Annotated in this window: 23 protein-coding genes; 16 read left to right on the top strand and 7 right to left on the bottom strand. The window is 69.4% G+C overall.

Annotated elements, in window-relative coordinates; all coding sequences use genetic code 11:
- The first annotated feature begins 3 nt into the window (after positions 1-3).
- Both ACT1U9_RS32120 and ACT1U9_RS32115 read left to right on the top strand, forming a co-directional pair.
- Entirely contained in the window at positions 4-729 is a 726-nt protein-coding gene (locus ACT1U9_RS32120) for a dienelactone hydrolase family protein (protein WP_444536139.1), read from the top strand.
- A gap of 63 nt (positions 730-792) precedes the next feature.
- Positions 793-1,461 carry a class I SAM-dependent methyltransferase gene (locus ACT1U9_RS32115; protein ID WP_444536138.1) on the top strand — a complete coding sequence of 223 codons (669 nt, stop codon included), beginning with the start codon at positions 793-795 and terminating at the stop codon, positions 1,459-1,461.
- A 46-nt stretch (positions 1,462-1,507) separates the two neighbouring features.
- Here ACT1U9_RS32115 and fusA read toward each other — a convergent pair whose 3' ends face one another.
- The gene (fusA, locus tag ACT1U9_RS32110) at positions 1,508-3,610 is read right to left on the bottom strand and encodes an elongation factor G (RefSeq protein WP_444536137.1); all 2,103 of its coding nucleotides are present in this window, start codon (positions 3,608-3,610) and stop codon (positions 1,508-1,510) included.
- 533 nt (positions 3,611-4,143) lie between these two features.
- Between fusA and ACT1U9_RS32105 the strand changes: the two genes are divergently transcribed.
- Positions 4,144-5,070, top strand: coding sequence for a GDSL-type esterase/lipase family protein (locus tag ACT1U9_RS32105; RefSeq protein WP_444536136.1), 927 nt, complete (start codon positions 4,144-4,146; stop codon positions 5,068-5,070).
- Positions 5,071-5,222: 152 nt separating this feature from the next.
- Here ACT1U9_RS32105 and ACT1U9_RS32100 read toward each other — a convergent pair whose 3' ends face one another.
- A complete protein-coding gene (locus ACT1U9_RS32100; protein ID WP_444536135.1) occupies positions 5,223-5,675 on the bottom strand; it encodes a hypothetical protein in 453 nt (150 codons plus the stop codon).
- A 684-nt stretch (positions 5,676-6,359) separates the two neighbouring features.
- On the opposite strand from ACT1U9_RS32100, the gene ACT1U9_RS32095 reads away from it, so the two are divergent.
- The 5 genes from ACT1U9_RS32095 to ACT1U9_RS32075 all read left to right on the top strand — a co-directional run bounded on the left by ACT1U9_RS32095 (position 6,360) and on the right by ACT1U9_RS32075 (position 10,565).
- On the top strand, positions 6,360-7,157 hold the full coding sequence (locus tag ACT1U9_RS32095; protein ID WP_444536134.1) for a hypothetical protein: 798 nt from the start codon (positions 6,360-6,362) through the stop codon (positions 7,155-7,157).
- A 31-nt stretch (positions 7,158-7,188) separates the two neighbouring features.
- Positions 7,189-7,344 (top strand): hypothetical protein, encoded by a 156-nt coding sequence (locus ACT1U9_RS32090; protein WP_188273366.1) that lies wholly within the window; start codon positions 7,189-7,191, stop codon positions 7,342-7,344.
- A 124-nt stretch (positions 7,345-7,468) separates the two neighbouring features.
- Positions 7,469-8,068, top strand: a complete 600-nt coding sequence (locus tag ACT1U9_RS32085; protein ID WP_444536133.1) for an O-methyltransferase — start codon at positions 7,469-7,471, stop codon at positions 8,066-8,068.
- Positions 8,065-9,354 carry an ATP-grasp domain-containing protein gene (locus ACT1U9_RS32080; RefSeq protein WP_444536132.1) on the top strand — a complete coding sequence of 430 codons (1,290 nt, stop codon included), beginning with the start codon at positions 8,065-8,067 and terminating at the stop codon, positions 9,352-9,354. The genes ACT1U9_RS32085 and ACT1U9_RS32080 overlap by 4 nt, the downstream gene beginning before the upstream one ends.
- A complete protein-coding gene (locus tag ACT1U9_RS32075) occupies positions 9,351-10,565 on the top strand; it encodes an MFS transporter (protein WP_444536131.1) in 1,215 nt (404 codons plus the stop codon). Before ACT1U9_RS32080 ends, ACT1U9_RS32075 begins: the two co-directional genes overlap by 4 nt.
- Positions 10,566-10,639: 74 nt before the next feature.
- Here the strand turns inward: ACT1U9_RS32075 and ACT1U9_RS32070 are convergent, their stop codons facing one another.
- Positions 10,640-11,770, bottom strand: coding sequence for an amidohydrolase family protein (locus ACT1U9_RS32070; RefSeq protein ID WP_444536130.1), 1,131 nt, complete (start codon positions 11,768-11,770; stop codon positions 10,640-10,642).
- Positions 11,771-12,102: 332 nt separating this feature from the next.
- Here ACT1U9_RS32070 and ACT1U9_RS32065 point away from each other — a divergent pair, with 332 nt between their 5' ends.
- The 3 genes from ACT1U9_RS32065 (at position 12,103) to ACT1U9_RS32055 (ending at position 14,247) form a co-directional block, all read left to right on the top strand.
- Positions 12,103-12,450 carry a DoxX family protein gene (locus ACT1U9_RS32065; RefSeq protein ID WP_444536129.1) on the top strand — a complete coding sequence of 116 codons (348 nt, stop codon included), beginning with the start codon at positions 12,103-12,105 and terminating at the stop codon, positions 12,448-12,450.
- A 119-nt stretch (positions 12,451-12,569) separates the two neighbouring features.
- Positions 12,570-13,616 carry a trypsin-like serine peptidase gene (locus ACT1U9_RS32060; protein ID WP_444536128.1) on the top strand — a complete coding sequence of 349 codons (1,047 nt, stop codon included), beginning with the start codon at positions 12,570-12,572 and terminating at the stop codon, positions 13,614-13,616.
- Between the two features lie 217 nt (positions 13,617-13,833).
- Entirely contained in the window at positions 13,834-14,247 is a 414-nt protein-coding gene (locus ACT1U9_RS32055) for a hypothetical protein (protein WP_444536127.1), read from the top strand.
- Between the two features lie 117 nt (positions 14,248-14,364).
- Here ACT1U9_RS32055 and ACT1U9_RS32050 read toward each other — a convergent pair whose 3' ends face one another.
- The 4 genes from ACT1U9_RS32050 to ACT1U9_RS32035 all read right to left on the bottom strand — a co-directional run bounded on the left by ACT1U9_RS32050 (position 14,365) and on the right by ACT1U9_RS32035 (position 17,094).
- Positions 14,365-15,213 carry a class I SAM-dependent methyltransferase gene (locus ACT1U9_RS32050; RefSeq protein WP_444536126.1) on the bottom strand — a complete coding sequence of 283 codons (849 nt, stop codon included), beginning with the start codon at positions 15,211-15,213 and terminating at the stop codon, positions 14,365-14,367.
- Between the two features lie 10 nt (positions 15,214-15,223).
- Positions 15,224-16,039: a hypothetical protein gene (locus ACT1U9_RS32045; protein ID WP_444536125.1), complete on the bottom strand. Its 816-nt coding sequence runs from the start codon at positions 16,037-16,039 to the stop codon at positions 15,224-15,226.
- A 242-nt stretch (positions 16,040-16,281) separates the two neighbouring features.
- Positions 16,282-16,533 carry a hypothetical protein gene (locus ACT1U9_RS32040; RefSeq protein WP_444536124.1) on the bottom strand — a complete coding sequence of 84 codons (252 nt, stop codon included), beginning with the start codon at positions 16,531-16,533 and terminating at the stop codon, positions 16,282-16,284.
- A gap of 156 nt (positions 16,534-16,689) precedes the next feature.
- Positions 16,690-17,094, bottom strand: a complete 405-nt coding sequence (locus tag ACT1U9_RS32035; protein WP_444536123.1) for a transglycosylase SLT domain-containing protein — start codon at positions 17,092-17,094, stop codon at positions 16,690-16,692.
- Positions 17,095-17,848: 754 nt separating this feature from the next.
- On the opposite strand from ACT1U9_RS32035, the gene ACT1U9_RS32030 reads away from it, so the two are divergent.
- The 5 genes from ACT1U9_RS32030 (at position 17,849) to ACT1U9_RS32010 (ending at position 25,112) form a co-directional block, all read left to right on the top strand.
- Positions 17,849-18,397, top strand: coding sequence for a DUF1062 domain-containing protein (locus ACT1U9_RS32030; protein WP_444536122.1), 549 nt, complete (start codon positions 17,849-17,851; stop codon positions 18,395-18,397).
- Positions 18,398-18,716: 319 nt separating this feature from the next.
- The gene (gene lanL / locus ACT1U9_RS32025; RefSeq protein WP_444536121.1) at positions 18,717-21,485 is read left to right on the top strand and encodes a class IV lanthionine synthetase LanL; all 2,769 of its coding nucleotides are present in this window, start codon (positions 18,717-18,719) and stop codon (positions 21,483-21,485) included.
- Between the two features lie 5 nt (positions 21,486-21,490).
- Positions 21,491-21,592: an ALQxL family class IV lanthipeptide gene (locus tag ACT1U9_RS32020; RefSeq protein WP_444536120.1), complete on the top strand. Its 102-nt coding sequence runs from the start codon at positions 21,491-21,493 to the stop codon at positions 21,590-21,592.
- Between the two features lie 59 nt (positions 21,593-21,651).
- A complete protein-coding gene (locus ACT1U9_RS32015) occupies positions 21,652-23,340 on the top strand; it encodes an ABC transporter ATP-binding protein (RefSeq protein ID WP_444536119.1) in 1,689 nt (562 codons plus the stop codon).
- The gene (locus tag ACT1U9_RS32010; protein ID WP_444536118.1) at positions 23,337-25,112 is read left to right on the top strand and encodes an ATP-binding cassette domain-containing protein; all 1,776 of its coding nucleotides are present in this window, start codon (positions 23,337-23,339) and stop codon (positions 25,110-25,112) included. Before ACT1U9_RS32015 ends, ACT1U9_RS32010 begins: the two co-directional genes overlap by 4 nt.
- Positions 25,113-25,168: the final 56 nt, after the last annotated feature.

The following is a 25,168-nucleotide window of genomic DNA, read 5'->3' as shown; positions in this document are numbered from 1 at the left end:
CTCATGACGACGATTACCACGCGCACGGTCGAATACCCGGCCGACGGCCTCACGATGATCGGGCACCTCGCGCTCCCAGCCGGTGTCGACCGCCGGCCCGCGGTACTGCTCGGACCGGAGGGCACGGGGCTCAGCGACGTCGAGCGCCGCCGGGCCGATGCACTCGCCGAGCTGGGATACGTAGCGCTGGCCTTCGACCTCCACGGCGGGCGCTATCTGGGCGACCCCGAGGAGATGCTGGCCCGTTGCATGCCGCTGCTCGCCGACCCCGACCGGATGCGGGGCATCGGCCACGCGGCGCTCGACGTGTTGCGCGCCGAACCGCGGACCGACCCCGACCGGATCGCCGCCATCGGCTACGGCACCGGGGGCGCCATCGGGCTGGAACTCGGGCGCGACGGCGTGGACCTGCGCGCGATCGGGACGGTCAACGCACTGACCACGGGCCGACCGGGCGAGGCGGCGCGCATTCGCTGCCCGGTGTGGGCCGGGGTCGGGTCGGAGGACCCGATCATGCCGCCCGCGCAACGGGACGCGTTCACCGCCGAGATGCAGGCCGCGGGCGTCGACTGGCGCCTCGCGGTCTACGGCGGCGCCCTGCACGCCTTCCACCATCCGACGGTCGACCACACCGTGCGCCCGGGCGTCGGCCACCACCCAGTGCACGCGCAGCGAGCCTGGCGCGACATCGTCGACCTGCTCGCCGAGTGCCTGCCCGTAACGGAATGATCCCCCTGGCGTATCCCCACCCCCATCACCCCCAAGCCCCTCGCGCAGTCCTATCGTTGGCTGATGCGCGCACACCATATTGACCGCCCGGCCGATCTCGACGCAGTACGTGAGTCCTATGACCGGGTGGCCGACAACTACGCCCACATGGTCCTGACGACGGGTATGGGCGACATCCGTACCCATCCCTGGCTCAAGGCGTCGATCGACGCCTTCGCCGACACCGTGAGCGGGCTCGGGCCCGTCCTCGACGTCGGCTGCGGGCCCGGAACGGTGACCGCCTACCTCGCCGAGCGCGGACTCGACGTATCCGGGGTGGACCTCTCCCCCCGGATGATCGAGAACGCGCGCCGGCTTCATCCGGAATGCCGCTTCAGCGTCGCCTCCGCCACCGACCTCGACCTGGCCGAAGCGTCACTCGGCGGCGTGCTCGGGTGGTGGTCACTGTTCAACCTCCCCCGTGATGTCCTTCCGCAGGTCCTCGCCATGTTCGCGCGTGCGTTGAAGCCGGGCGGACACTTCATCACCGCGACACACGTCGGCGACGAAGATCTGCTGCGCACCGAGGCCTACGGAGATGTACCCGTTCAGTGGACGACACACAAATGGCGGCCTGAGCAACTCGTGGACCTGATCGAGCAGGCCGGACTGCGCCCGGTCGCCGAACTCCGCCTCCCCGCGGATGAGCAGACCGGGCCGGGTGTGGTCGTCATGGCCAAGCGACCCGGCTGAGTCCCACGGAAAGGCCCCGCCCTGACGAGCAGGGCGGGGCCGCCGGCTACCGGGTCACCACTCCCGCCGGGACGGGACCGTAACCGGCGGGCCGGGTGGTGAAGGTGCCCCGGCCCTGGGTGCGGCTGCGCAGCCGGGACGCGTAGCCGAACAGCTCGGCCAGGGGCACGCTCGCGGTGATGACCGCCGTGCCCGCCCGTGCGGACGAGCCCGCGACCCGGCCGCGCCGGGCCGCCAGATCGCCGAGCACCCCGCCCACAGCGCTGTCGGGCACGGTGACGGTGACCTCGATCACCGGTTCCAGGAGCACCATCGCACTGGCACGCAGGGCGTCACGCAGCGCGAGACGGCCCGCGGTCCGGAACGCCATCTCCGAGGAGTCCTTGGGGTGGGTGGCCCCGTCGGACAGCGTGACCCGCACCCCCGTCACCGGATGCCCGCCGAGGGGACCCGCGGTGAGGGCGTCCCGGCAACCGGCCTCGACCGCGCGGATGTACTCCTGCGGCACCCGGCCACCCATGACGGTCGAGCGGAACTCGAACCCTTCCGCGCCGGTGCCGCTGTCCACGGCGTCGGCCGCCCGCTCCAGCGGCTCCACATCGAGTACGACATGGGCGAACTGGCCTGCTCCTCCTTCCTGTTTGACATGCCGGTACAGCAGTCCGGACACCCCGCGCCCGACCGTCTCGCGGTAGCCGACCTGCGGACGCCCGACCCCGATCTCCAGTCCCTCATGGCTGCGGCGGATCTTCTCCACCGCCACCTCCAGATGCAGCTCACCCATCCCCGACAGCACCGTCTCACCGGTCTCGGGATCAGTACGGACGGTCAGCGAGGGATCCTCCACCACCAACTGCGCCAGCGCCGAGGCCAGCCGGTCGGTGTCGAGGCTGCTGCGGGCCTCGACCGCCACCGAGACCACCGGGTCCGCCACCGTCGGCGGTTCGAAGACCAGCGGATGCGCCGGTGCGCACAGAGTGGCCCCGGCGCGGGCCGACTTGAGCCCGATCACGGCGACGATGTCCCCGGCCCGCGCCCGGTCCACCTCGGTGTTCCGGTCGGCCTGTACGCGCAGGATCCGGCCGATGCGCTCGGTGCGCCGAGCGGTCGCGTCCAGCACCGTGTCCCCCCTTCGAATCGTTCCCGCGTACACCCGCACATAGGTGAGACGGCCGGTGGCGGTCGCGTTCACCTTGAACACCAGGCCCGCGAAGGGCTCGTCCGGGTCGGCGGTCCGCTCCCGCGTCTCGCCGTCCAGAGTGCCCCGCACCGGCGGCATGTCCACCGGCGAGGGGAGATAGGCGACCACCGCGTCGAGAAGCGGCTCGATCCCCCGGTTGCGGTACGCCGATCCGCACAGCACGACGACTCCCTCACCGCTCGCGGTGAGGTCGCGCAGCGCTGCTGCAAGCGTTGCCTCCGTCAGTTGCGTACGGGCGCAGAACTCCTCCAGTGCGACCGGGTGGAGCTCCGCCACAGACTCTTCGAGCAGTCGGCGCCGCCGCAACGCCTCCTCCCGCAGGCCTTCGGGCAACGGCCCTTCCACGTAACCGTCGCCGTCCGCAACCCAGTTCAGCGCGCGCATCCGCAGTAGGTCCACCACTCCGGTGAACCCGTCCTCCCGGCCGATCGGCAGCTGCACGACGAGTGGAACCGTGTGCAGCCGGTCCCGGATCGACGCGACCGCCGTGTCGAGATCGGCTCCGGCGCGGTCCAGCTTGTTGACGAACGCGATCCGGGGCACGCGGTGCCGGTCGGCCTGGCGCCACACCGACTCGCTCTGCGGCTCGACGCCGGCCACGGCGTCGAACACCGCGATCGCGCCGTCGAGCACCCGCAGGGAGCGCTCCACCTCGTCGGAGAAGTCGACATGGCCGGGGGTGTCGATCAGGTTGATCCGGTGGCCGTCCCAGTCGCAACTCACCGCCGCGGCGAAGATGGTGATGCCGCGGTCGCGCTCCTGGGAGTCGAAGTCGGTGACGGTGGTTCCGTCGTGGACCTCGCCCCGCTTGTGGGTGGTACCGGTCGCGAAGAGGAAGCGCTCGGTGACGGTGGTCTTGCCCGCGTCGACATGGGCGAGGATGCCGAGGTTACGTACGACGGCGAGCGCGGGGACGGGGTGGGATCGGAGGTTGAGGTTGGTACGCACGGCCCGAGGCCTTTCGGAATGCTGAACGCGGTGGATATGGGCAGCGCGATTCCCGGACGTGCCACAAGGGCAATGTTTTTGACGTGACGTCAGATACGTGTTACGTCAGGCCGAAGCCGGACCACCGGCCCGGCCGGGTGGGTCCCGTGCGGGCAGGGGTCAGACGTACGTCGCGGGCATCCGGTGGCGGCCGCGCAGCCGGCACCGGGAACGCGTGGACACCAGGATCACGTCGTACCGCGACCGGGGAGCAGCGTCGGCGATGCGCTCACACATGCCGGGCTCCCCTCATTCGTCGACGCGCAGCCCCCGGGACTCCGGGCCGTGTGAGGCGAGTGTAGGGAGCGGGGGGCGGTTGTCGACACCGGTTTATTCGGCACACGGGCTGCGGATTCACCGAGCTGCTGGTGCTTGTCCCTGGTGAGCGTGGGGGCGCCGGACCGTCGAGAGCGCGCGGGACGGCAAGAGGGCTGGTCAGGAGGTGAGAGGCGGCCGTTAGGGTGATCCGACAGATCATTCGAGAAAGGCCACGTGTGACCACGTCACGCCCCCACACCCTGTTCTCCTTCGGCACGCTGATGGACGAGCAGGTCCAGACCGCGCTCTTCGGCCAGGCCGTGCCCACGTCTCCCGCGTCGCTGACCGGATATACGACCAGGCCCCTGCCGATCACCGACCCGTCCGTGATCGCCACCAGCGGCCTCGACGTACACCTGACCCTGCGGCGCAAGTACGGCGCCGTGGTCGAGGGGGCGGTCCTGCACCTCACCGACCAGGACCTCGCCGCCGCCGATGCCTACGAAGTCGACGACTACGCTCGCCGACGGGTACGACTCTCCTCCGGCGAGAGCGCCTGGGCCTACCTCGATGCCAAACCGCTGCGCTCGGCAGCGCGCATCGTGGTGGTGGGCGACAGCATCGCCTACGGACGCTGTGACCCGCGCGGCGGATGGACTGCCCACCTGGCAGCGGAACACATAGCCGCGAACGAGGGCGAACACCGCGTCTTCAACCTGGCCATCCCTGGCAGCACCCTGCTCGACGTGAGCGAGCAGACCCCCGGACTGCTGGCCGCCCGTCTGCCCGACACGCTCATGGTCGCCGCCGGCATCAACGACTCCGCCACCACGCCGACCGGTGGTGACGCACTGCCCCACGTCACGGACCGACTCGACGCGCTGGCCGCCACGGCCTCCAGCCACAACGCAAGGCTCGTCGTCGCGGGACCGATCTGGCTCGACGAAGAACGCACCCACGACTACGAGGGCCTGCGGTTCACCGAGGAGCGGGCGCTGTCCCTGCGTGAGGCCGCACGCTCCTGGTGCGACGAGAACCACATCGACTTCCTCGACCTGTGGGACCCCCTGCACAAGCGCCCCGACCTGCTCGTCGACGGCCTGCACCCCACCCCCGAGGGCCACTTGGCGCTCTACCAGCACCTCAACACCCTCAACCGCTGAACCCGTCAGCGGAACGGGCAGCTCTGAGCGCAGCGCGTACGACGCTCAGGGCTGCCCCCAGAAGGCCCGGCGCTCAGCTCTGACGGTTCGACCAGAAGTGGCGCCTGCCGCGGACCGGCACCACCCCTGTCAGATCATCAGGCCACTGTGCCTCAGACCCAGATGCGTACGGCCTCCATACGCCTGGACTGACCCGTCGTCCCCACATAGACCGGGTTCCCGACGACCGAGCTCAGCCAGCCGTAGCCCTCCACATGGGCCTGCGCGCCCACGCTGCCCGAGCCGACCTGGACGCCCAGCGCCTCCATCCGCCGCGACTGGCCGGTGGTGCCGACCGTCACGACATCGCCGTCGCGGCCGCACGCCCAGCCCTGCCAACCTATGTCGGCCAGGTGGGCGTTGGCACAGACACCACCGACGTCACTGGTCGAGATCGCCAGCGCCTCCATCCGGCGACTCTGGCCTGTCGTCCCCGCCACGCTGCCGTCACAGACCGCCGACTGCCAGCCGATGTCCTGGACGTGGGCGGCGTGACAGATCACCCGGGCGTTCGGGGAGAACGAAGCGCGTGCTCTGCTCGTCGCCGCCTTCAACTCCGCGACCACCGAGGCTGGCGCCTCGACGGTCGAACCAGCAGCGCCCGTCTCGCTGACGGCCGGGGCCGGAGCCGGGACCGACGGCTGAGCCTGGGCCTAGGCCACCCCCGCGGCCCCGCCTACGGCCGAGAGCGGCTCCGACATGGCGCGCTCCACGAGCTTGTGCCGGCGCCGCCGGTTGTGCGTCGCCCCCCATCGGTCCAACTGGCTTTGGAATGGCGGGAGTTGGTGGTAGGCCCTCGCCGCGCACGAGGCCTTTCCTCATGCACATTTCCTGTCAACATGCCCGAACGGGCCAGGCATTGTCGGTGCGTGTCACATATTCCGCCGGCACCTCCCGTGGCAGCGGCACGACAGAACACCCCCATATATGGACATACAGCCCCGACTCCCCGCCCCCCTGCCGCCTCCACCCTCCACACCGCCACGGCAAGCAGAGAGGGAACCAGCCAATTTCATTCACCATTCATTAAATCCTCAAGCCGCATGAACTTGATCACCGCACAGATGCCTGGCGGCTACATCGATCGAAGGTAATGTTTCTTTCGTCAGATCGAACGGCTTAACAGATCTGCCGGTAGCAGTAAGCACGCCGACCTGCCGCCGCAGATATTTTCCGAAATGGACAGTCGACGCCCTGCTGAGCGGCCGGCTGTGCGCGGCCCAAAAGCGAAGCGTTCTGCGGAGGAATTCATGTTCGATGTACTCACGGATCTCCAAACGCTTTACCAGGAGCAGGGGATCAAGACGGGCAAGCTCTACCAGGAATCGATGCAGAACGCCCTGGGACCGCAGCTCGCCTATGCCACGCCGGCGATGTACGGAGTCACCGCGACCGTTCTGTCCAGCAGGCGAATGGTCGCCTACAATCTGACGCAGAACGCGATCGACGAGGCCAAGGGTGCCGCGCGGATCCAGATCATCGCCGACCGGTATGCCGATCCCGAGTTCCACAAGAAGATGACCCGGCACGTGGGCGAGGAACTGAAGCATTCCAAGCAGTTCAAGGCCCTGGTGCAGGCGACCGGCTATGAGACGCTCGACGAGTACATCGAGAAGCAGATCGCGGAAGAGGTCCTCGACTTCGAGGACGGACTGAAGCCTTTCATCTGCCGGGTGCATTCTATCGAGCTCCGGTCCTGGACCGTTCTGCGCATATACCAGCAGATCCTTCGGGAACGCATATTCCCCGACCTTTCCGACGACGCACTCCCGGTCCTTGAGAACATCATGGCCGACGAGATCAACCACGTCGTCTACACCGGGGAGCAGATAGACCTCTGGCTGCGCGAGGACCCCGCGCTGCAAACAGTCTTCGACGAGTGCCTTGAGCACACCAACAGGGAGACCTGGCAGGACATCTCGTCGATGACCGCATGGCTGGCGAAGAACTTCGAAGTCGTCTTCGGCGACTCCGACGTCAGCGCTGCGGATGTACCGAAGTCACGTTTCCTCGTGGGTGAGCTCACCCCCGACGTAACGCTGACCTGAAATGTATCCACGAAAGTGATGGGAGAATACCATGGCTACGCGTGACCAGCTCAAGAAGCGTCTCGAAGACGTTCTCGGCACCCGACTGAACATTGAGGGCATGGAGCCGCCGCGGCTCGTTCGCGCCAACTCTGCCTTCTCCAAGCGTCAGGCCAAGGACAGCCAGATCGTCGAAATCGACAAGTAGTCGATGCATGGCCGGAAACTGATCCGACCGTGAGACACAGCGCCCGTGCGACAGCGGAAAATGGCTGCCGCACGGGCGCCCACGCACTCTTTTATGGCTCCTTGCGTGCATGTTACGCTCAGATGTGGACAGCTATCTAGAGACTTTTCTGGACAATCTGTACATCCAGGGAAAACAACACGACGCGCAGTATGAGGACCGGCTGCTCCGGTTACGGAACGTGGAACCCGAATCAGCCCGATTACTCCACTTTCTCGTGCGCGCGACCGGCGCACGCACCGCTCTGGAGATCGGGACGTCCAACGGACATTCCACCGCCTGGATCGCGGCCGCCCTGCCGGCCGTCGGAGGACGCCTGACGAGCGTGGAAATCCTGCCGGAGCGTTCGAGAGCGGCCGCCGAGAACCTGACGGAAGCGGGAGTTCTCGACCGGGTCGAACTGCTCGTCGAGGACGCCTCCAAAACCCTGGACCGCAGCCCCGCAAACCATTGGGACTTCGTATTCCTCGACGCCGAGCGAAAATACTATCCGGCGTATTGGCCACAATTACGGCGAACGATCCGGCCAGGCGGCATCCTCGCGGTCGACAACGTACTGTCCCATGCCGCGCAGGTGCGGGAATTCATTGATCTGGTGCAAGGGGACCCGGACATGACCACTACGACCGTTCCCACGGGCGCCGGGGTGCTGCTCGTACTCAAAGACGGGGCGGCCGCCGCGTGACCGAGCGCTTCGCCTTCTGCGAGACCGCCCTGTCGGGCACCGGCCTGCGGGCGATGGAGGCCGTCCGGGCCGACGGCGGAGAGGTGGTCTTCCTCGCCCGCGACCCCGAGTACTACCACTCGCGTCACAGCCCCTATCCGCCCGACACGGGACTGGTCGACCACGCCGTCGTCTGCGACACCAACGAGGTGGACGCCGTCGCGGCGGCACTGTCGGGGCTCGGCGTGACAGCGGTGATCTCCACGGGTGAGCACCATGTGCGGGTCGCCGCCGAGGCCGCCGCGAGGATCGGCGCGAGCGGACTCGCGCCGTCCGCCGCCGCGGCCTGCCGCGACAAAGCCACCACCTACGAGCGCGCCGCAGCCCGGGGCGTGCGGGTCCCGGCGCACCGGCGGGTCACCGAGGCCCGGCACGCCGAGACAGCGGTGCACGGCCTGAGCGGCCCCTGGGTGGTCAAGCCGGCCGACGGAACGGGCAGTTCGGGTGTCGTCCTGTGCGACACCGCCACCGCCGTGGCCGCCGCCGTCCGCGACGGCCTGCACGAGCGGACCAACGCCCGCGGCCAGTACCGTACGGGCGGCATGGTGGTCAGCGAGTACGTCGAGGGCCCCGAGTACAGCGTCGAACTGGTCGCGGCGGGCGGGCGCTTCGCGGTGGTCGGTGTCACCGCGAAACGGCTGGGTCCCCACCCCCACTTCGTCGAGCTCGGCCATGTCTTCCCCGCCCCGCTCGACGACGAACAGGCGTCGGAACTGGCGGGTTTCGCCACCGGTGCGGCCGCTGCGGTCGGATTCGACACCGGTGTCGCCCACGTCGAGCTGCGGTGCGGGCCCTCGGGACCGGTGCTGATCGAGATCAACGCCCGGCCGCCGGGCGACCACATCACCGATCTGGTGACCGCGGCCACCGGACTCGACCTGTGCCACCTGCTGGTCCAAGCACACCGGCCCGGTGACGGGGCGGTCGCGGAGGTGGAGAAGGCGGTGGCGGCCGGCGCGGCGGCGATCTCGTATCTGCCGGTCGCCCGCCCTGGCCTGCTCGACACCATCGGGGGAAGCGACGCGGCCCAACATGTCCCCGGGGTACGGGAGGTGCGCTGCCTCGTGGGTCGCAACACCGTTCTCGGCGCGTCCACCGACAGCCACAGCCGACTGGCCTACGCCCTCGCCGCCGCGAAGTCGCCCGCCGAGGCGCAGCGGGCGGCGGACACCGCCCTCGGCATGCTCCGCCCCGTCTACGCGGACGAGCACTCCCCGACCGTCGGCCCCGGGGAGCGGAGCCGGTGAGAGCACCGCGCATGTTCCGGGGGCTGCCGAGGGAGTTCTGGGTCCAGTGGTGGGGCACGTTGCTCAACCGGCTGGCCACGTTCGTCCAGCCGTTCCTCGTTCTCTACCTCACGACGTCGAGAGGGCTGAGCGTTCCGCAGGCGGGCATGGTCGCCGCGGTGTGGGGAGCCGGGGTGATCGCCGGAGCGGTGGTCGGAGGATGGTCCGCGGACCGCGTCGGGCCCCGCGCCACCGTCCTTGGGGGGATGTGTCTGTCCGCCGCCGCGCTCGTGGGCCTGGGCGCAGCCCGGGGACTCCCTCTGCTGCTGGTGGCGGCCCTGCTGGCGGGCGTCACCTCCAACATCTACCGGCCCGCCGCGGACGCGCTGGTCGCCGACATCGTCGCCCCCGCCGACCGCACCCGTGCCTTCGGTCTGACGTTCTGGGCCATCAACGCCGGGTTCTCGGTCTCCGCCGCCCTCGGCGGCTACCTGGCGTCCCTGGGCTACGGACTGCTGTTCGCGGTGGACGCGGCCACCTGCCTGGCCTGCGGGGTCCTCGTGTACGTAGGGCTCCCCGAGCCCCCGCCCACGGCGCGGCCGACCCGGCGCTCCGGCGGGTACCGCATGGTCTTCTCCGACACCAACGTCGTGGCCCTGCTCCTGCTGACGGCCGGATACGCGCTGGTCTACGAGCAGGCGTACGTCGCCCTGCCGCTGGCGGTCCGGGACGCCGATCTGCCCACCTCGGCGTACGGAGCGGTCATCGCGGTCAACGGCGTGTTCATCATCCTCTTCCAGCCATGGATCAGCTCCGTGGTGGGACGGTACCCACGGGGCCGGGTCATGGCCGCCGCCACACTGCTGCTCGGGACGGGCCTCGCCTGCACGGGACTGGCCGACACCGTGTGGGAGTTCGGGGCGACGGTGGTGCTCTGGTCGGTCGGGGAGAGCGCGATGGCGGGGAACACCCAGGCCGTCGTGACCGACCTGTCGTCCCCGGAAGCGCGCGGCGCCTACCAGGGCGCTTTCACGATGGCGCGTTCCTGCTCCATGCTCTTCGGCCCGATGATCGGCGCCGCCGTCTACGCGGGACCCGGTCCCGGGGTGCTCTGGGGCGGCGTCCTCGTCGCCGGCGTCCTCGTGGCGGCGGGCTTCCCCCTCGTCGTACGCCGGGCGAAGGCCGCCACCTTGCCCGAGGCGGCGAACCGTGTCGGGGTCGCCGGGGGCTGAGCTCGACGCCTGCGTCATGGTCCACTCGCAGCCAACGCGCGGGTGGACCATGACTGGTGGCGGCTCCCAGCGCCTCAGACAGCCCCGTTGACCCGGTGGCCCGTGCACACCTTCGGCACTGTCTCCTTCACGCCGAGCAGCCGGTAGTAGTTCACCCCGAGGGCGATGTCGCGGAACGCCTCGTCGTCCAGCGCCTTGTTGATACGGCTGGTGGCCTCCAGCTCCTGCTCATAGACGTGATAGTCCTTGTTCCGCGACGCCACGAAGTCGGTCCCGGGGATGGCCCTGGTGGGATACCGGTCGAAGAACGCGGCGTACTTCTCCCTGCCCCCCGGCTTGCTGAAGTAGCTGTCCTCCAGGACCCGCCAGCTGAGGTCCAGCGTGAGGTTGGGGTGCTCGTCGAGCAGCTTCTTCATCATCCCGATATGCCGATCGGGGTCCATCGTGGTCAGCTCCTTCGACAGCCCCATGTGCGCCCATACGATCTTGTTCCGCGGATAGAGCCTGAGCGCCTCCTCCATCAGGTGGAGGTACTTGGTCGGCTCCGTGTCGCTTCCGAGATCCGAGTGGATGGTGATCGGCATTCCACGGTCCCGCAGCACCTTCATCATCGGTGCCCAGTTCTTGATGTTCTCGGCCGTCGAGGGCTGATGGTGATTGGGGAACAGCGCCTGCTTGACGAGGTTGACCTCGCCGGCCCACCGGAAGACTCCGGGGAACTCCTTGTCGTACAAGGCGATTCCGGACGGAATGGTCTCCGGCCGGTTCAGGTCCATGAAGGTCATGGAGACCGTGAGTTCCGCGTCCTCGGACTTGTCCGCCACATAGTTCTCGGCGTTGACGAAGTCGTTCTTCATGCTCGGCACGACGGGAGTGCCGGGACAGTCCAGGTAGTACGTACAGCCGGAGCTCACCGGCAGCATCTGCCCGATGCCGAACATGCTCGCGTGCCGGACACCGCTCTTGTGCAGATATCCGGTGAGTTCCTCGAAGGGGATCGCCTGGCCGCCGAACGGACGGAAGTGCAGATGGCCGTCGACCTGCGAGGTGTAGGGCTCTCTCGCCCGGTCAAAACAACCCGACTCCGCCACGGCCGAACCGGCCCCGGCAGGCGACGCGACGACCGCGACCGCCGTCAGAACGGCTCCGGCGATGCCGAGGCGCCTGGTGATGCGTGGTGTGTCGATGAGAACTCCCCTTGCCACATGTCCTGTTGAAGCCCGAGAGCCACGGCCGCCGGTTTGACCTCGACCGCCGGGCCCCCTGGACCGTGCCCACCGAGTGGACCGTGCAGCCCAGCGCTCCCTCACGACCACCCGATCGGGTAACCGGGAGGCGCCAGCCGGCCCTGCCCGTGCGAACCGGTCGGCGGCAGTCAGGCGGACGTCGAGAAGGGAGCCCATCCCCTTTCAGGTTTTCGCCCTCGCGATGTCACACACATGCGCTGCCGCGTGTCAGCGAGATGTGGGGGCGCGCAGCGATGCCGAGCCCCTTCGCTCCCAACATCCGCTGAACCAACACCGCACAGGAGTATCCGATGTTCATGACCTACATCATCGTCGCCGTCGTCACCGCAGCCTGGGTCGGCTTCTCCGGTTTCTCCCTGCTGCGCCGGGCCGACTTCGTGACACAGCCGCTGGTCCAGTACGGCGTCCCTCGTACCTGGTGGACCCCGCTCGGACTCGCCAAGACAGCGGGCGCCGCAGGCCTGCTGGTCGGCCTGGCGCTCCCCGCGATCGGTATCGCGGCCGGTATAGCCCTGGTGCTGTACTTCCTCGGCGCCGTCGTAACCGTGCTGCGAGCACGCTCGTACGCGACCGTCGCCTTCCCCGTCCTCTACCTCGCCCCCGTCGTGGCCACCCTGAGCCTCGGCTACGCCGCCTGACGCTCCGGCAACTTCTCCGGAGCGGCAACCCCGTGCCTGGTCGCACGTCGTACAGGGCAAGGGGCGCCCGTTCGGACAACCTGCGCCCTCGTACGCGAAGCACCAAGAAAGGCGAAACGATGCCAACCACACGCCGGGGTTTTCCGGGGAGCATTGCCGCTGCGGCAGCCTTCCTGCTCAGTGCGGCCACGACGGCGCTGCTGCCGACGACGGCCCTCGCCGCGGAGCCGGAGACCATCACCACGCATTCCGGTGCCACCACGCAACAGGAGCGCCAGCAGATCGACGCCTACTGGACCCCCGCACGTATGAAACTGGCAGGCGCCCTGGTCCCCGAGATCACACCCCTGCCCGCGGACGACAACACGCCCGACGATCCGCAGCCACTGCTCGCCAACATGCCTGACCCGGGCGCCACTTGGCGGCACGGAGGTGCGGTGGGCACGAGCGTCGGGCGGCTGTTCTTCACCTTCTCCGACGGCTACGACGGCAGCTGCACCGCTACGGTCGTCCACAGCGCGAACCGCAGCACCGTCGTCACCGCGGCACACTGCCTGAGGGGTGTCGGAGCCCCCACCGCCGACGGCACCTGGAACCACCACCTGTATTTCGTGCCCGGCTACCGCAACGGTACGAAGCCTCTCGGCGGCTTCACCATCAAGTCCATGGCCACGTCGTCCCGTTGGAACACCGACCCGGCCAAGACGACATCGCAGGACATCGCAGTCGCCGGTCACGACGCGGCATTCCTCGTCGCCAACCCCTCAGCCGCGGGACAGAGGATCGCGGACGTCACAGGAAGCCAGAACATCGCCTTCGCCCAGCCGGTCCAGGACGAGTTCATCCACACCTTCGGCTACCCGAAAGGCAAACTCAACGACCCCACCGCCCCCTACGCCGGATCACGCATGATCCACTGCGCCGGACCCACCCGGCCGGGCCCCAAAGCACCCTTGCTGTGGGGCGAGCGCTGCGACATGTCCAGTGGAGCGAGCGGCGGCCCCCACTTGGCCCGGTTCAACCCCCGCACCGGCCTCGGCACCGTCGTCGGCGTCACCACGACCACCGACGAACTCGCGGGCGGCCCCACACCCACCCTCTACGCCACACGCCTGGGAGACAGCGCCCACCGCCTCTACCGCTGGGCACAGACACAAACACCCTGACCGCAAACGCTTCTCATCCGTCCAACTGCCAAGCACCGCCCTCGAATTCACCTGCGCTGCCCAGCAGACGCCTTGTTCCACAACGGTGACATTGTCCAGGCAACGACCCCCGTTCCCAGGCTCTCTTCCCTTGCGAACGTCCGCCGGATCGCGGCGAGAGCCTGACCACTCTCGCCCACTACGGCGGTGACCACAGCGACCACAGGAGAGGGAAGCCATGATCATGCGTAATCGGCGTGCGGCACTGCGGGGGACGGTCGTCGGCACGGCGGCGGCGGCCACGATCGCCCTGGCGGCGGGGGGCGCCTGGGCGAAGTCGGACATCACGTTCGCGGCCGGCCCGCACAACGCACGCCTCGGCTCGGCCATCCACCTCGCCGGGCACGGCGCGGATGACAACTCCACGTACAACCGGTTCTGCGTGCAGCAGCGCTCGGGCTCCGGCGGGTGGGTGACCCTGCGGTGCTCGCACGGCGGCTACAACGGCGGTGGCAAGCTGGACTTCACGGTGCGCGCGGCGCATCGCGGCCAGTGGCAGTACCGGGCCGTGCTCACCGAAGCATCCTCGCCGACGTCCAAGCACATCCGGATACACCAGATCTCGCAGGTCAAGACCGTCCAGGTGCGCTGACCACCGTGCCACCCCGCCGGCATGGCATCACGCCGGGGGTGACGGGGGCAGCCATGAGGGCGCGGCCGAGCACCTACCGGCCGCGCCCTTTGCCCGTTCCCGGGCAGTCGGTGGATTTCACCTCCGCCGTACGCGTAGCACGCTGGTCAGCATCGGGAGGGTGAACTCGCCGTCGGCGGTCTCCGGTCGGCTCGCGAGATAGGCGCGGGCCCGGCCCAGCGCGGTCTCTCGTTCCCGTTCCGGCATGACCAGCATTCCCGCCTTCGTCCCGAGGGTCGCGACGAGGGAGTCGGCGGTCCGGCGCTGCCCGTGCGGGAACTCCGCTTGTTCCGGTGAGTCGAACCGGGCGTCCCCGGTCTTGGGTAGGTGCATGCCGGCCGTCTCGGCGCGCCAGCTGGTGGGCACGTCGCGTGGGCCGATGGCCGCGCTCCCGCTGACCTGCGCGAGCCCGGCCACCCAGTCGACCCCGTCGTCGAAGACGTTCCACAGGCCCGCCAGAACCCCGCCGGGTGCCAGGACCCTGGCGATCTCGGGACCCGCGACGTCCATGTCGAACCAGTGCATGGCGTTGCCGGACAGTACGGCGTCGACGGACGCGTCCGGGAGCGGTATCGCCTCGGCGCTGCCCGCCAGGGCGCGCACCGAGGGGAGGCCGCTGCGCAGTTCGGCCAGCATCGCCGGATCGGGCTCGACCGCGACGACGTCGAAGCCCAGCGCGAGCAGCGTGGCGGTGAGCTTGCCGGTCCCGGCGCCGAGGTCGAGCACGCGCGGACCGGGCGCGGGTTCGAGTGCCCAACGCACCGCGGTCTGCGCGTAGTCCGGGCGGTGCTCGGCGTAGGCGCCCGCCGCCGCGCCGAACGACGAGCTGTGCAGCAGCCGTTCATCCTGTTGCAGCTTCTGCTCGGCAAGCGCGCGACCACGGGCGTACTCCTGACGGTGCTCCGTGCCTTCGTCGGTCCGACTCATCGCAGCTACCTCAGCCCTGACCAGGCGTCTTGGGGTAGGGGGCCGTCAGGAAGTCGGCGTCCTGGCGCGCCAGACCGCGCGGCAGCCAGTACACCGCCTGCTGGGCCACCGTGCGGGCCGGCAGGGGTGGATTGGGGTGTGCGGCCGACGGCTGGGCGATCGACTGGAGCGCCCAGGCGAACCCGATGAGCGGCCCGATCTCCAGCCACCGGTGCTGGTCGATGCCGAGCAGTGCCATGGCCCGCGCGTACACGTGCCAGGCGTGGTAGCCGGAGAACCGGTTCATGGTGTGCACGGCGTTGTCGTCCGCCGCACGGCGCGGGTCGTAGAGCGTGCCCTGCCCGAACTCGGCGAACGCGCGGACGAGGCGGGGGTCACGGCGCCGGTAGAACTGGTCGAAGACGCCGAGCTGCGCGCGTGACATCACACGCAGCGGCTCGGCGACGGGGGCCGCCCAGTCCCGGAAGGTCCCCGGGTAGCCCGGCTGACGGTACCGCGTGAACCAGGCGTCGATGACCGGTACCTCCAACCCGCCCGCGTACGTCCTCATCGCCGCGTACGCGTCGTCCAGCTCCTTGGAGCGGTGGTACAGGGTCACGTCGTCGAAGACGTACCAGAACTCATTGGCCCAGCGGTCGCCCAACATGCCGGGAACCGAGGGCAGTTGGCCGCCGTGGCGACCCGGTATGCCGGGATCCTGCCGCTCGGCCGCATGGGCCGTGCCCGCCCCCGTGACGAGGACTCCCCCGGCCCCGGTGCCCGTCACGACGGCTGCGGCAAGGCCGGCCCGCAGCGCCTGCCGCCGCCCGATGTGGTGTGTGGTCATCGCTTCCCCCTGGTGTGGCTCACGCGTCCCGCTCATGTCACCGGCACACCCGGAGCCGGAGCGGTTCCGGAGCGCCGACGACCGAGCGTACGGTCGGGAACCTGCGGAGGGGAGGCCTCCGGCCCACCTGCATCATGTCTTCGTCAGGAGTCGCCGGGACCGACCCGGGCCGCCGTCGGGGGGCGCGCGCTGACAAGTGACGGGACCCCCGCGTCGGACGGTTACCGTACGCACCCACGCCGTCACCTCACGGCGCTGACAGCCGCCACGATCGCCCCGTACGCACCCAGTCCCGTACCCACCCAGCCGAACAGCACGGCGACACCGTCCCGCTTCTTCACCTCGGCCTGCACTGCGGCCGAAGCATCAGGGGTGCGGGCCACGTCCGCCATGCTGTATTTGCTGCGGATCCCCCGGAAGTCCCTGAGCAGGGCGATGCACCCGAGGGTCCAGCAGGACGACAGAAGCAGCATGGCCAACGCGGCGATATCCATGCCACCCACCGTTTCCCGTCCCTGTCGTGCGTACGTGCCCGTACGGATCGGCGTAACGGTGCCACGAAACCGAGCCGGGCAGTAGTGGATACACAAGAGCGCCCGGCCGGGATGTCCCGGCCGGGCGCTCTTATATATCTGCTAACCGCTGGTGGCTCAGTACCAGTGGTGGGCCTGCCAGAAGTTCCAGGCGCCCACCGGGCTGCCGTAGCGGGAGTTCATGTAGTCCAGGCCCCACTTGATCTGGGTGGCCGGGTTCGTCTTCCAGTCGGCACCGGCAGAAGCCATCTTCGAGGCCGGCAGGGCCTGGACCAGGCCGTAGGCGCCCGAGGAGGCGTTCGTGGCGGTGTGGTCCCAGCCACTCTCGCGGGACACGATGTTGTTGAAGGCCGCGAACTGCGCCGGGTCCTTGATCATCTGCTGGGCGATCGCCTTCTCGCTCTGCGGGGCCGCCTGAGCGGGAACCGTCGCGAGCAGGGAACCGGCGGCACCGAGGGCGACGACAGCACCAGCAAGAGTCTTCTTCGAAGCGGCGATGCGGCGGATGACGGAGTAGGACACGAACGGGCCTTTCGCAGGGGACGAGGGCGGTCGCGGCATGCCGAAGGCATGCGTGAGCCACTCACGCGAGGGAGAGGGGTTCGTCTGCGGCGGGCTGAGTGCCCGTGCCGCTCGGCGACTCATCCAGTTCTACCGACGCCCGGGCGGTCTGGCAACGACCCCTCCTACTAGGGGGCCTCGCAGCCGCACAGGGGCAACGGTATGCCGACCGGGTAGGTATTCGTGCAGGTGGGCGGGGGTTTGAGCACCGGGTATCCGGGCTGTCAGCGGCTACTAGACCCATACGTATGTGACGTGGGCCCTATGGGGCGAGTCACCTCCACACCGCCCGAATGTCACGCGGAGTATCACGTTGTTCTCTTGGTGGGTGAGGGTGAAACGGCCGGATCGCTCTCGAATCGAAGGAGATGGACGGACTGAATGTTGCTTTTCATGCCCACCGCAGTTGCTCTCAGTGACACGGCGCCCCTCGGCCCTGGCCATCTATACGTATAGGAGGGCGGTGGCGTGTCCGAGCCGGTGTATGGAGCGCACCCGCCGGGGCACTCGACGGGCGCACCCACGTCGCCGCGCGCGAAAACCAGTGGCACAGCGCCGGTGTGCGCCTCTACCGTGCTGCCGAGCCAAGTCGTCTAGGCAAGGACATGCCGTTGTACACCCTGTGAGACCCCCCGAGTGCTGATTGGTCGCGCGTCGCGCCTGTGCGCCGCGCTGCTTTTTGCTGCGGACTTCTCACTGAAACCGGTGTACTTCTGTGCTCGAAAACTGGGTGGTCATACCCACCTGCCTGCCGCTCGTCCTCCGCCGTTGCCACACCTGCGCGTCCGAGCGCTTCCGGGCAAACGGCAAGTTCCGCGTCAACGCACACCACAAGCTCCTCGACGCCTGGCTCCTCGTGCTCTGCACCTCGTGCGGGGACACCGCGAAGCTCTCGGTCCTGGAGCGGGTGAACGTGCGCTCCGTACGACCTGAGCTGCTGGACCGGCTGCATGACAACGACCTTGGCCTGACAGCCGAGTTGCTGCAGGACCCGGGCGTGCAGCGCCGTAACCGCATCGCCCTCGACTGGGCGGGCGCCTGGCGCCTCGACACCAACGGATCGGATCACCTGGACCGCGAGGTCATCGACGTCTCGGTCCGCTTCGCGGCGCGGATCCCCGTCCGGCCGGTGCGCCTGATCGCCGAAGGTTGCGGCCTCTCAGGGGCCGAGGTCGGGAGACTGATCACGGAGGGGAATCTCGTCTCGGCAGTCCGGCTGAACGCCAAACTCTCCGGCGACTTCACCTTCACGCTCAAGCGCTGAGCCGTTCTCTGGGGCAGGGCCTGTCCGGCAACCGCCGGACAGGCCCTGCCCCATCGCCTCGCCCGCAGGTGTACAACCCGTCCCGAACCGCCCGCGCCATCCCAAGAGTTAGGGATACCGCGCTCCTCTTGCCGCGCCCTAGCTTGTACGCGTCGGGCACGACCGGATCCGCGCCAGGGCAGGGCTCCTTCGAGCGGGCGATGTATGCGCCGCCTCTGCCACCACCCCTTCGGTCGCACGCGAACCGACCGCCGCGCAGCACTTCCCGTGCCGACCGCAAGGTGAGAGGCGAGGTCACGCAGATGAAGAGGTCACGCAGATGAATTCGTCACCGGCGAAGAGCACCGCGCGCGCAAGCGATGACGCGCTGCTCGTCGACTGCGTCCGGGCGTCGCTGTCACGGGCGGCGGCCGACTGGCTGGTACGGCCCGGGGACTTCTGGTGCCATGTCCTTCCGCCTGGGCTCAACTCCCGGATGCAGGGGTGGAAGCTGCATGTCTCCGCGACCCCGCTGTCCGCACCGCTGGTCCTCGCGCGATCGGCCGACGTACTGATCCGCAACGGATGCGCCTTCAAGTTCGCGGGCACCATCTCGCGGGTCGGTGAACTCGTCTCGCACCGCTTCGACCGCGCCGGCGGCGGCAAGTTCATCACGGTCTACCCGGACGGCGACGACAACCTTGTCGCGCTGGCCGAGGAACTGCACCACGTGACCGAGGGGTTGCCCGGTCCGGGCATCCTGTCCGACCGCCCCTGCTTTCCCGGCAGTCTGGTGCACTACCGGTTCGGCGCGTTCGGCGGAGTGCGGGTGCTGGACAACGACGGCATCCAGGCCGCGATGCTGGTCGCGCCGGACGGCTCGCTCGTCCCCGACCAGCGCAAGCCGTGGTTCAGTCCGCCCGGATGGGCGCCGAGCGACCCGTTCACCCGTGACGCCCCGAGCGCAGGCCCGGTCGGCGCGCCCAAACCCGTCCTCCTCAATGGGAGATACCTCGTACGGGAAGTGATCCGGCACTCGTACGCCGGAGGTGTGTACCGGGCGTCGGACGAGGTCACCGGAGCGGAGGTGATCATCAAGCAGGCACGCCCGCACACCGCCGCCAACCTTCTCGGCGAGGACGTACGCGACCTGCGGCGCCGCGAAGCCACGATGCTGAATCGATTCTCTTCCTCTGGCCTCACTCCGCGCTGCGACGGTCTCTTCGAGCAGCAGGGCGAGGTGTTCCTCGTCCAGGAGGCGATCTCCGGATCCGCGCTGCGGGACTGGGTGCTGGAGAACGTACGGCTGGACGACACCGACACATGGGGGCCGCCGCCGGAAACGGTGGAGCGGATGGCCTTGGGCCTGGTCGACCTGGTGGAGCTGGCGCACGCCGAGGGACTGGTGCTGCGGGACCTGAACCCCAACAACGTGATGGTCACCGATGACGGTGAACTGCGGCTGATCGACCTGGAGATGATCGTCCAGCCGGGCGAGCGCGTCTTCCGGGTGCACACGCCTGGATACGGGGCGCCGGAGCAGGTGAACGCGCCGAGCTACGGGCCCGCGCCCGGACAGGCGGCTGATCTCTTCAGTCTCGGGGCCACGTTGTTCCATCTCGTCAGCGGCAGCGACCCGCTTCTGAGCTCCGACCGTCCGGCCGCCCGGACGGACCGCGAGCGGGCCGAGCACTGGCTCAGCCATCTCACCCCCGGCAACGCCGCCGCACGCCGCTGTGCCCCGATCATTCTCGCGCTGCTCGACGACGACCCCGAGCAACGCCCGGCACTCGCCGCGGTGCGTGAATTCCTCACCGGCCAGGGCGGTTTGCCCTCCACCTCCGACAGGCCGCTCCCACCCGTACGTCTCACCACCACCGGTATGACGGAACTGGTCACGGGTGCCGTCGAGCACCTGCTGGCCACCATGGACCCGGACAGCGCCGACCGGCTGTGGCCCACCTCGAAGTCGGCCGCGGTGACCGATCCGCTCAACATCCAGCACGGCGCCGCGGGCATACTCGGCGTCCTCGTGCGCGCTTACGAGGCCGACCACGAACCGCGGCTGCGCGATGCCGTACGGACCGCGGTGGAGTGGATCGACCGGCGGGTCGGGCTCGAACCGCGGTCTCTGCCCGGCCTGCACTTCGGCCGCTCCGGCACCGCGTGGGCCCTGCTGGAGGCCGGGCGGATCCTCGGGGACGACCGCACCGTCCGCCGCGCCGCCGAGCTGGCCGGGAAGGTGCCCGTCCGCTGGGACAACCCGGATGTGTGCCACGGCATGGCGGGAACAGGGCTGACCCAGCTCCGCTTCTGGGAGGCCACCGGCGAGGACGGCTTCCTCGACCGCGTGCGACAGGCGGCGGACGGGCTGGCCGGTGCGGCGGTGGACCAGGGTGGCCGCCGGCTGTGGCCGATCCCCAAGGGTTTCCTGCTCGCCTCGCACGACATCTCCCACTACGGCTTCGCACACGGCGCCGCCGGGGTCGGTGCCTTCCTGCTGGCCGCGAGCAGGGCCACCGGCGACGATGCCTCTCTGCATCTGGCCGTCGAGGCCGCCGACACGTTGGTTTCGGTCGCGGAGGTGGAAGACGGCGCCGCGTACTGGCGGGTCGCGGACACCGGCGGTCTGCGGCGCTCCCACTGGTGCAGCGGCTCCTCGGGAGTGGGCACCTTCCTGGTGCAGCTCTGGCGCGACACCGGGGCGGACAAATACCGCGAGCTCGCCGACCAAGCCGCCGTCGCCGTCCGCCGCTCCCGCTGGCACTCCGGAACCACCCAATGCCACGGGCTCGCCGGCGACGGGGAGTTCCTGCTCGACATGGCCGAGGCCACCGGGGACCAGCGGTACCGCGACTGGGCGGAGGAACTCGCCGCGAGCCTCCACATGCGTCATGTCCTGCGCAACGGCCGCAAGGTCGTCCCGGACGAGACCGGCAAGGACGTGCAGGCCGACTTCGGCACTGGCTTCTCCGGCGTACTGGCCTTCCTGCTCCGGCTGCGTACCGGTGGCTCCCGGCTCTGGCTGCCGGAGACGTTCACCGGCTCCCACACACTCGTTGCCGCCACTGCCGGCGGCGACGTTCACAACGACCTAACGGGGAGGTGAATCGCATGGAATTCGACGTCAACGCGCTCCAGCTGCTGGAGGCGACCAACCCTGAGGTGGCCGCGTGGCCGCCCGTCACCCGGTGCAGCTGCTGCTGTTACGAGTGAAAACCAACGCAGTGCCCAGCCATGGGCACTGACCGGAGGCAATGATGGAAGCAGGAGCGATGCCGACGGCGCCGCCGCAGGGCACCGCGCTCGGCCTGGCCCGGCTGGCACCAGCAGGCACGGCGGTGAGCCTGGTGTGCGCGACGGTCGCGATCGGGACATCGCTCCTGTTTCCCTCTCTGCTGGCCCGCGCCGTCGACCGGACACTGACCGGCGCCACGCCTGCCGGAACGCTCGTTCTGCTCACCGCGATGCTGTTGCTACGGGTCCTCGCGGAGGCGGGCACCGGGCTGGCGCGGACGTCGGTGATGACGCGCGTCGCGGCCTCGCTGCGCTACCGGCTGCTGCGGCAGGTCTTCGACCTCGGCCTTCCCGGCCTTCGCCGGTATCCCGCCGGAGACCTGGTCAGCCGGATGACCGCCAACGCGGCGACCAGCGCCGGTGCGGTGCCCGTGTTCGTCGAGATCCTGGTGGTGAGCGTCGTCTCGCTGGCCGGGCTCGGCGCGCTGTCGCTGATCGACTGGCGGCTCGGCGCGATGTTCCTGGCCGGAGCCGTACCGTCAGCACTGCTGCTGTGGCGCAGGACCAACAGCTCATACCGCTGTTACGAGCGCTACGCGGAACTGCTGGGCACCATCGCCGCACGCCTCGCCGACGCGCTGGCGGGCAGCAGGACCATCCGCGCCTCGGGCACCGCGGAGCGTGAAGTCACCCGCATCCTCGGCCCGTTGCGCGCACTGGCCCGGTGCGGGATGGAGAACTGGGCCATTCTGCGCGCGGTTTCATGGCGTGCAGAGCTGGCCCTGACGGGAATCCGGGTGACCGTGCTGCTCGTGGCCGGTCTCGGCGTGGCGGACGGCCGGATGTCGGCAGGAGAGTTCCTGGCCGCGTCCATGTATCTGACCTTCGCACTCGGCTTCCTCGACCAGGTGCACCATGTGGTCTACCTGCGCGAGGTACAGGCCAGTACCAACCGGGTGACCGAAGTCCTGGCCGCCGAACCCCAGATGAGGGCCGACGGTTCGGCAACCCTGCCACCGGGACCCGGAGCGTTGTCCTTCCGCCAGGTGACGGTCCGCCTCCAGGACCAACTCGTCCTGGACGGCGTCGACCTCGATGTACCGGCAGGCGCGGCGGTCGCGCTCGTCGGCCGGTCCGGGGCCGGCAAGACCAGCCTCGCACTGCTCGCCGCCCGCCTCATCGACCCGGACGGCGGCACCATCGTGATCGACGGTATGGACACGGCGCTGGTCGACCCCGTACACCTGCGCCGAGAGATCTCGTACGCCTTCGACCGGCCCGTCCTGCTCGGTGGGACCATCCGCGAGGCACTCACCTACGGGCGGCCCGGGACGTCGTCGGCGGAGGTCGAGCACGCGGCCCGGGTCGCCGAGGCGGACGCCTTCATCCGGCGCCTGCCGCAGGGGTTCGACACCGCACTGGACGACACGACCTTCTCCGGCGGTGAACTGCAGCGACTGGGGCTCGCGCGCGCCGTGGCGCACGGTCGCCGGATCCTCGTCCTCGACGACGCGATGTCCAGCCTCGACACGGCGACCGAGGCCAAGGTGGCCGAGGCGCTGACCGAGCACCTCGCCGGTCGCACACGTCTGCTCGTCGCACATCGGGCGACCACGGCCGCCAGAGCCGATCTCGTGGCATGGCTGGACGCCGGACGCATCCGCGCGTGCGCACCCCATGACGTGCTGTGGGCCACCGAAACGGGCTACCGCGCGGTGTTCGCGTGAACCGGGCCGGACTCGCCCTGCTCATACGGGAGTTGAAGGCGCGGCGCCGCACGCTGGCCCTCGTCGCGCTCTGGTCCGCGGTCGAGTCACTGCCGTCGCTCCTGTCCGGACTGCTGGTGAGCGCGGCGCTCGGGCGCTTCCTCGTCCACCAAGCCCTTTCCGGCACGGCATTCCTCGCGGTCCTGCTGGGGTCCGCACTGGTTGCCGCGATCGCGACCCGGCAGCTGTTCCCCCATCTGGCGGCGGTCGTCGAGCCGGTCCGCGACGCGTTCGTCACCGCCGTCGTCGACGGGGCGGTCGCCTCGGCGACCGGATCCCAAAAGCGGGCGCACACCGCCGGAGTCGCCCGCGTCACCGAACAGGTCCAAGCGGTACGCGACCTCCTCGGCTCACTGCTGCGCATGGCCCGGCAGATCCTCTTCACCGTCCTCGCGGCGCTCGCCGGGCTGTGGCTCCTGGCTCCCTCCATGGCCCTGGTCACGGGCGTGCTCGTCACCCTCTCCCTGACCGTGTTCGCACTGCTGCTGCCCGGGCTCGCCGTCCGGCGCAGAAAGGTGCTCCTGGCGGAAGAGGAGGTCGCCAGGACGGCGGGCACCGTCTTCGGCGGGATCCGCGATGCGATCGCCTGCGCGGGGGAAGCCGAGGCGACCCGCACGGTGGGGACCGCGATAGACGGATCACTGGCCACCTCGCGCGTACTCGCCAGAGCGATGGCGGTGCGCAGCCTGATCGTCTTCCTCGGCGGCCAGCTCCCGCTCGTCGTGCTGCTTGCGTGGGCGCCGTCCCTGGTGCACGCGGGCCGTCTGACACCCGGCGAAGTGATCGGCACCGCGACCTACCTCACGGTGGGTCTGGAGCCTGCACTGCGTGAACTCGTAGGGACCGGCGGCAGTTTGTGCGTGGAACTGGCGGTCACCCTCGGTCGCCTGGGTGAAGGTTTCGCCGACCTGCGACGACAGGCAGAGACAGAGGCAGACCAACTCACCCCGCACGGGTGTGACCTGGTGGCCACCGGCCTCACCTTCGCCTACGGGCCGCACGCCGCGCCGATCGTCGACGCCCTGGACCTCACCCTCACGGAGGGCCGCCACCTCGCCGTCGTAGGCCCGAGCGGCATCGGCAAATCAACGCTGGCCAGCCTGCTCGGCGGCCTGCTGGCACCGCAGCGCGGCACCGTGTCGCTCGGGGGAACGGACCTCAGGCAGGTCCGTGAATCCGAGCTGCGCAAACTGCTGAGCATCATCCCGCAGGAGGCGTACGTGTTCGCCGGTACGCTGCGAGAGAACCTCGGCTACCTCTCACCGCACGTGACAGACGCCGAACTCACCGCCGCAGCCAACGACACCGGCCTCGCCGTCCTGGCCGACCGCCTCGGCGGACTGGACGCGCTGATCGGCGCGGGAGGCGTGGAACTGTCCGACGGGGAGAAGCAACTGGTCGCCCTCACCCGGGCATACGTCTCCCCCGCCCGGATCGTGATCCTGGACGAAGCCACCAGCAACCTCGACCCGGCGGCGGAAGCGACGGTGGAAGCCGCGTTCGCGCGCCGCCCGGGAACCCTCGTGGTCATCGCCCACCGCATCAGCTCGGCCCGTCGCGCCGAGCGCATCCTCGTACTCGACGGGGACAAAGCCCAGTTGGGCACGCACGACCAACTGGTGCGCGCCTCCGCCCTCTACGCGAACCTGGTCGGCCACTGGGGTCCTGGTGGAAACAAGAGTTCAACTCACACGCCACCGCACCGCCCCGGGCCTGCCCCATTGGGTGTGTGAACGCCTCCGATCTGTGGGGGCGGGGCAGCCGGGGACGGTTCGGCGGTCCGGTTGGT

The organism is Streptomyces sp. BR1, assembly GCF_052373795.1.
Taxonomy (GTDB): domain Bacteria; phylum Actinomycetota; class Actinomycetes; order Streptomycetales; family Streptomycetaceae; genus Streptomyces.
This window is presented reverse-complemented; position numbering and strand designations above follow the sequence as displayed.

Coding starts and splice junctions, on each gene's coding strand:
- ACT1U9_RS32050 (WP_444536126.1), bottom strand. CDS start 15,213: ATGAGTCGGACCGACGAAGGCACGGAGCACCGTCAGGAGTACGCCCGT.
- ACT1U9_RS32015 (WP_444536119.1), top strand. CDS start 21,652: ATGCCGACGGCGCCGCCGCAGGGCACCGCGCTCGGCCTGGCCCGGCTG.
- ACT1U9_RS32055 (WP_444536127.1), top strand. CDS start 13,834: ATGATCATGCGTAATCGGCGTGCGGCACTGCGGGGGACGGTCGTCGGC.
- ACT1U9_RS32060 (WP_444536128.1), top strand. CDS start 12,570: ATGCCAACCACACGCCGGGGTTTTCCGGGGAGCATTGCCGCTGCGGCA.
- lanL (WP_444536121.1), top strand. CDS start 18,717: ATGAATTCGTCACCGGCGAAGAGCACCGCGCGCGCAAGCGATGACGCG.
- ACT1U9_RS32120 (WP_444536139.1), top strand. CDS start 4: ATGACGACGATTACCACGCGCACGGTCGAATACCCGGCCGACGGCCTC.
- ACT1U9_RS32045 (WP_444536125.1), bottom strand. CDS start 16,039: ATGACCACACACCACATCGGGCGGCGGCAGGCGCTGCGGGCCGGCCTT.
- ACT1U9_RS32115 (WP_444536138.1), top strand. CDS start 793: ATGCGCGCACACCATATTGACCGCCCGGCCGATCTCGACGCAGTACGT.
- ACT1U9_RS32040 (WP_444536124.1), bottom strand. CDS start 16,533: ATGGATATCGCCGCGTTGGCCATGCTGCTTCTGTCGTCCTGCTGGACC.
- ACT1U9_RS32095 (WP_444536134.1), top strand. CDS start 6,360: ATGTTCGATGTACTCACGGATCTCCAAACGCTTTACCAGGAGCAGGGG.
- ACT1U9_RS32090 (WP_188273366.1), top strand. CDS start 7,189: ATGGCTACGCGTGACCAGCTCAAGAAGCGTCTCGAAGACGTTCTCGGC.
- ACT1U9_RS32020 (WP_444536120.1), top strand. CDS start 21,491: ATGGAATTCGACGTCAACGCGCTCCAGCTGCTGGAGGCGACCAACCCT.
- ACT1U9_RS32065 (WP_444536129.1), top strand. CDS start 12,103: ATGTTCATGACCTACATCATCGTCGCCGTCGTCACCGCAGCCTGGGTC.